Source organism: Rhizobacter sp., assembly GCF_035702065.1.
GTDB lineage: Bacteria > Pseudomonadota > Gammaproteobacteria > Burkholderiales > Burkholderiaceae_C > Rhizobacter.
Genome location: NZ_DASSRA010000368.1, coordinates 1 through 5,464 on the forward strand (window position 1 = coordinate 1; position 5,464 = coordinate 5,464).

A 5,464-nucleotide genomic window follows, 5' to 3' on the forward strand; every position below is an offset into this window, starting at 1 on the left:
GCCGAGGCACCGATGGCGCGTCGCTCCACGCGGGCCAGGCGCAGCCCCAAGGCCTGCTGTGCCTGGGTGGACACCGCGAGCCCCGGAGAGGCGCCGGCATCCACCTCGTCGGCATAGCGCGGCACCAGTTGCATGTCCATGAACGGCGACTTGCCCGGCTTGTCGAACTTCTGGGCGGGCGACATCGGGTCATACCAGTACAGCACCTTGCGATCGCCGGCGGCGCTGCCAGCTGCCGGGCCGGCCTCGGCCCGCACGCCATCATTCGCACGCTGGCCGACGCCGCGCCACTGCGAAATGCTCCATCCGAGCGCAACACCTGCCACGAGGGTCACCGCTGCGAATGCCGCCTGTCTGTTGCGGGTGTTCATGTCATTGCTCCGAAATCAAGGTGGTGAGGCGCACGCTCAGGGCGCTGCGTTGCAGGTCGAGCTCGATCAGCCGCAGGCCGGTTTCAACCGCTTCGCGCCTGGCCGCCAGCACGGCCGACAAGTCGCCACGGCCGGCCTGGTAGCTCGCCAGGGCCAGTGCCACGCGTTCGGCCGCAAGCACCTGGCCACTGGATTGAAGCCGTGCGCGCTGGGCGTCGAGCGCCTGCAGTTCGGCGAGCTGGTTCTCCACCTCTTCGCGGTGCCGGCGCGCGAGCTCGTCGCGCTCGGCCTCGATGCGATCCACGTCCCGGAGCTTGGCGAGCAGTTGAGGCTCCTGCCGCCGGCCGCGCTGCCAGGGCAGATCCAGGCTGACCTGGAACGAGACCATGTCACCGTACTGCGGGCCGCGGCGGCTGTAGACCACTTCCCAGCCCCAGTCGCCTTTGCTCTCGGCGCTGGCCTCGCCCACCTCGGCCAGCGCCATGGCGCGCATCGCCTCGTAGGGCGCGAGTTCGGCGTGGCGGTGCAGGCCAAGCCGCACGGCATCGGCATCCACCGAGACGTGCGGCGGGGTGCCGGCGAGAGGCTCATCGGCCCGTGCACCGACCCAGCGGCGCAAGGCCGACCGGGCCTTGGCGATGTCGCGCAGGGCATCGTCACGGCGGTCGGCGAGCGCCAGGGCCTCCTGCTGCGCCATCAGGCGGTCGGCTGGCATCGCCTTGCCGGCGGCGATGCGCGGCCCCAGGGTGTCGAGCAGCACGCGGTTCTCTGCATCGAGGGCCTTGAGTTCGAGCAGGCGCCTTTCCGCGAAGTAGACGTTCAACCAGGCCAAGGCAGATTCGCGCTGCACCGCCAGCTGGGTCGCCGCAAGCAGCGCCTGCTCTCGCGCGATGCGGGCCTGGGCGCCGTTGGCCCGCGCTTCGCGCTTGGCGCTGTTAGGCACTTCCTGCATGAGGCCGATGCGCTGCATGGTCATGAAGTCGGCGGTGAGGCTGCCTCGATCCGGCCCCGAGATGGGCAGGTTGTCGACGCCGAGCGTCACACGCGGGTCGGGCAGGGTGGCCGCACCCTGCTGTGAGGCCTGGGCGCCAGCCAGGGCGCTGCGTTGCGCCACCAGCGCCGGGGCCTGCTCGCGGGCCAGCTGGGTGGCTTGTTCGAAGCTGAGGCCGGCCTGCGACAGCAGGGGCCAGGACAACACCGCCAGCGCCACCGACGCGCGCAGCCGAGACATTGTGGAAACCATGGCAAGTCCTTCATTGAAAACCAGACAAGAGCGCGAACGCCCGGCCTGCGCAGGTGCAGGCCAGGCCCGGCGATCACGCTAGTTGCGAAGGACGAGCAGGGAGAGGTAGAGCGGTGGGGAGCCAGGCGGCGGCGCGCCCGTGGCGACCGGGGCCATGCGCGCGGCGGAATGCATTGGCGCGAGCATTGCCTGCGACCAGTCGAGGATCGCGAGCAGCATGCTGGGCACAGGCGATGCGTCGACACTCGGTGCCGACTGAACCGTCTGCGAGCCCTGCGAACAATGCGCCTGGCACAACTGCGGCTGGTCGGGGTCCATCGCGCCGGGCATGTTGCCGTCGCATCCGGGCATGCTTTCCTGCATGGCCATGGCCGATGCTGCGGCGGCGATCGTCGGGCAGGCGTAAGCCGAGGTGATGAGCTGGGTGAACAGCAGCACCACCATCAGCCAGCCGGAGAGCCAGCGCTTGGAGCGACGATGCAAACGCATGGCTGGAGTTTACGCAGCCGGCGAGGCGCCGACTTGACGGCAGACAAGCGGAATCGGAAGCCCGCCCTGGGCTGCCGGCAGCGGGAGGCGGACCGCGCTCGCGTCAATCGGGGCCGATGTCGGCGCCGCGCAGCCTCAGCGCATTGCTGATCACCGAGGCCGAGCTCAGGCTCATCGCCAGCGCCGCGATCATGGGCGACAGCAGCCAGCCGGTGAACGGGTACAGCAGGCCCGCTGCCAGCGGCACCCCCAGCGCGTTGTAGACGAAGGCGAAGCCCAGGTTCTGCTTCATGTTGCCCACGGTCGCCACCGACAGCGCACGCGCCGTGGCGATGCCGCGCAGGTCGCCCTTGACCAGCGTGACCTGTGCGCTGTTCATGGCCACGTCGGTGCCAGTGCCCATGGCGATGCCCACGTCGGCGCGGGCCAGGGCCGGCGCGTCGTTGATGCCATCGCCGGCCATGGCCACGGTGCGGCCTTCGGACTTGAGCTTCTCCACCAGCTTGAGCTTGTCCGCCGGCTTGACCTCGCCGTGCACCTCGTCAATGCCCAGGCGCTGGCCGACGGCTCGCGCCGTGGTCAGCCCGTCGCCGGTGGCCATGATCACGTGCAGCCCCGCCTTGCGCAGCGAGGCCAGCGCATCAGGCGTGGTCGCCTTGATGGGGTCGGACACGGCCAGCAAGCCGGCCAGCTTCTTGTCGACCGACAGGTGCATGACGCTGGCGCCCTGCGCGCGCAAGGCCTCGGCCTGCGTCGCCAGGGCTGACACGTCGACACCCAGTTGCTCCATCAGCGCGGTGTTGCCCAGCGCCAGCGCCCGGCCCGCCACCGTGCCGCGCACGCCGATGCCCGACTCGGAGTCGAACTGCCCCGGCTTGTCGAGTGCGAGGCCGCGGTCCTTGGCTGCTGCGACGATGGCCGCCGCCAAGGGATGCTCGCTGCCCTGGTCCAGGCTGGCGGCGAGGCGCAGCACCTCGTCTTCGGCGACACCGGGCACCGCGACGGCGCGCTCGAAGCTCGGCCGCCCTTCGGTCAGGGTGCCGGTCTTGTCGACGATCAGGGTGTCGATCTTGCGCAGGTTCTCGATCGCCGCCGCGTCACGGAACAGCACGCCGCTGGTGGCGCCGCGGCCGGTGGCCACCATGATCGACATGGGCGTGGCCAGCCCCAGCGCACAGGGGCACGCAATGATCAGCACCGCCACTGCATTGATGAGGCCGTAGACCCAACTGGGCTCGGGGCCGAAGAAGCCCCAGCCGAGGAAGGTCAGCAGGGCGACGGCCACGACGGCCATCACAAAGTAGCCCGCCACCGTGTCGGCCATGCGCTGCATGGGGGCGCGCGAGCGCTGTGCCATGGCGACCATCTGGACGATCTGCGCCAGCACGGTGGCCGAGCCGACGTGCTCGGAACGCATCACCAGCGCGCCGCTGGTGTTCATGGTGGCGCCGATCAGCTTGTCGCCCGGCCGCTTGGTGACGGGCAGCGGCTCCCCAGTGAGCATGGATTCGTCCAGCGAGCTGCTGCCTTCGACCACGATGCCATCGACGGGCACCTTCTCGCCCGGCCGAACGCGCAGCAGGTCGCCGACGTGCACGTTGGACAGAGGAATGTCGGCCTCGCTGCCGTCGGCTGCGATGCGCCGTGCGGTCTTGGGGGCCAGGCCCAGCAGCGACTTGATGGCCGCTGATGTTTGCGAGCGGGCCTTCAGCTCCAGGATCTGGCCGAGCAAGGTGAGCGAGATGATCACCGCGGCGGCTTCGAAGTACACCGCCACCCGCCCCATGGACACAAAGGAGGCCGGGAAGACCTGGGGCGCCACGGTGGCCACCACGCTGTAGAGGAAGGCGGCCCCGGTGCCCAGGCCGATCAGCGTCCACATGTTGGGGCTGCGGTTCACCACCGACTGCACGCCGCGCACGAAGAACGGTGCGCCCGCCCACAGCGCGATGGGCAGCGTCAGCACGAGTTCGATCCAGCTCTGGCGGGCCATGTCGAACCAACCCAGGCTGTGGCCGAACATGGCGAGCAAGGTCACCACCAAGGTGAGCGGCAGCGTCCACCAGAAGCGCCGCTTGAAGTCTTCCAGTTCGGGGTTCTCTTCATCGTCGAGCGAGGGCAGCACCGGCTCCAGCGTCATGCCGCACTTGGGGCAGTTGCCCGGGTGATCCTGGCGGATCTCCGGGTGCATGGGGCAGGTGTAGATCGTGCCGGGCTCGGCGGGGGTAGGTGAGGGGGCCTGTGGTGGTGCGACCAGAGACACGTACTTGGCGGGCTCCGCCGCGAACTTGGCCTGGCACTTGGCGCTGCAAAAGTAGTACGGCCTCCCGCCATGCTCCAGCCGATGAGGCGACTGCTCGGTCACCGTCATGCCGCAGACGGGATCCTTCAGCGTGTCGGCGCCCGCGGCCGGGGCGGCCGGCGGGTGTGCGTGGCCGTGGTGGCCTGCGTGGGTGTGCATGTCCATGGTCAGCGATTCGTGGTGTCTGAAGGACGACGGGATTCGTCGTGATGGTGATGGCCATGCCCACCGTGTCCATGGAACAGATGCATCAGAGGGCAAGCCAACAGCAGCAGATACGCCCAGGCCCCAGCGAGGTGGGCCCAGTGCTCGCGCAGCAGGAAGAACAGGCCGATCAGTGCGGTCATGACGACAGCCCCCCGCACGGCACGGCGCGAGAAGCCGCCCGAGTCGGGCTGAGACGAGTGAACGAGGTGTGTGGACATGTCAGCGCTCCTTCCTTGTCTGAGTTGAGCCTTACCAACGCACTCGGATGGTCGGTGACGAAAAGATGAACCCTTCCATCATGGGAAGGTCAAGCGACGTCTCCGGCTCCACGGCTGGGCTTGGTTCGGTTCAATGCGAGCTTCCGCAGCAGCAGCCGCTGCGCGCGGACGCAGCCTTGCTGGGAGCCGATTCCGCTGGGGTGTAGCCGGCGATACGGACCGCAGACCTGAAGGCCTGCTCGTCTGCGCGGCTGGCACCGATCTGCACGCGCTTGGTCCCGAGATCGACGGAGACCGAAGCGCGGGGGTCGACGGCCTGGATGGCCTTGGTGATGGCACCGACACAGTGCCCGCAGGTCATGTCATTCACGTTGAACGCAATCATCGAAAAGCTCCATCGGAAGTTGAGGGGGACGATGGAACTCTGACCCTTGCCATGATGGGAGAGTCCAGCCGTCCTCCTGAAGACCATGCGCGCCCTGTTGTTTTGCTCCAGACCCGGCGGCGTTCAGAGGGGTAGACGATGCGGCAACTTGGTCGCAGCGACGCGGGTTCGTCCCGACAAGGTTTCCTGGGGCGTTCTTGCGCTACCGAGTGCGTTTCAGCTCGACCGCCAGCGCCGACGGCTTCGTGC

The 5,464-nt window shown here is 68.7% G+C and carries 6 protein-coding genes; all 6 read right to left on the reverse strand.

Annotation, left to right across the window (positions count from 1 at the left end; translation table 11 throughout):
• A partial coding sequence (locus VFL64_RS16345; protein ID WP_489541439.1) for a heavy metal-binding domain-containing protein occupies window positions 1-371 on the reverse strand: 371 nt, incomplete at its 3' end.
• 1 nt (window position 372) lies between these two features.
• Window positions 373-1,614, reverse strand: coding sequence for a TolC family protein (locus VFL64_RS16350; protein ID WP_489541440.1), 1,242 nt, complete (start codon window positions 1,612-1,614; stop codon window positions 373-375).
• Between the two features lie 78 nt (window positions 1,615-1,692).
• The gene (locus VFL64_RS16355) at window positions 1,693-2,103 is read right to left on the reverse strand and encodes a hypothetical protein (RefSeq protein WP_489541441.1); all 411 of its coding nucleotides are present in this window, start codon (window positions 2,101-2,103) and stop codon (window positions 1,693-1,695) included.
• A 103-nt stretch (window positions 2,104-2,206) separates the two neighbouring features.
• Window positions 2,207-4,570, reverse strand: a complete 2,364-nt coding sequence (locus VFL64_RS16360; RefSeq protein WP_489541442.1) for a heavy metal translocating P-type ATPase — start codon at window positions 4,568-4,570, stop codon at window positions 2,207-2,209.
• A gap of 2 nt (window positions 4,571-4,572) precedes the next feature.
• On the reverse strand, window positions 4,573-4,830 hold the full coding sequence (locus VFL64_RS16365) for a DUF2933 domain-containing protein (protein WP_489541443.1): 258 nt from the start codon (window positions 4,828-4,830) through the stop codon (window positions 4,573-4,575).
• Between the two features lie 130 nt (window positions 4,831-4,960).
• Window positions 4,961-5,215 carry a heavy-metal-associated domain-containing protein gene (locus VFL64_RS16370; RefSeq protein ID WP_489541444.1) on the reverse strand — a complete coding sequence of 85 codons (255 nt, stop codon included), beginning with the start codon at window positions 5,213-5,215 and terminating at the stop codon, window positions 4,961-4,963.
• Between the last annotated feature and the right edge of the window lie 249 nt (window positions 5,216-5,464).

What these genes read in the sequence shown, in the direction of transcription:
- VFL64_RS16350 (WP_489541440.1), bottom strand. Translation starts at nt 1,614, where the DNA reads ATGGTTTCCACAATGTCTCGGCTGCGCGCGTCGGTGGCGCTGGCGGTG.
- VFL64_RS16355 (WP_489541441.1), bottom strand. Translation starts at nt 2,103, where the DNA reads ATGCGTTTGCATCGTCGCTCCAAGCGCTGGCTCTCCGGCTGGCTGATG.
- VFL64_RS16360 (WP_489541442.1), bottom strand. Translation starts at nt 4,570, where the DNA reads ATGGACATGCACACCCACGCAGGCCACCACGGCCACGCACACCCGCCG.
- VFL64_RS16365 (WP_489541443.1), bottom strand. Translation starts at nt 4,830, where the DNA reads ATGTCCACACACCTCGTTCACTCGTCTCAGCCCGACTCGGGCGGCTTC.
- VFL64_RS16370 (WP_489541444.1), bottom strand. Translation starts at nt 5,215, where the DNA reads ATGATTGCGTTCAACGTGAATGACATGACCTGCGGGCACTGTGTCGGT.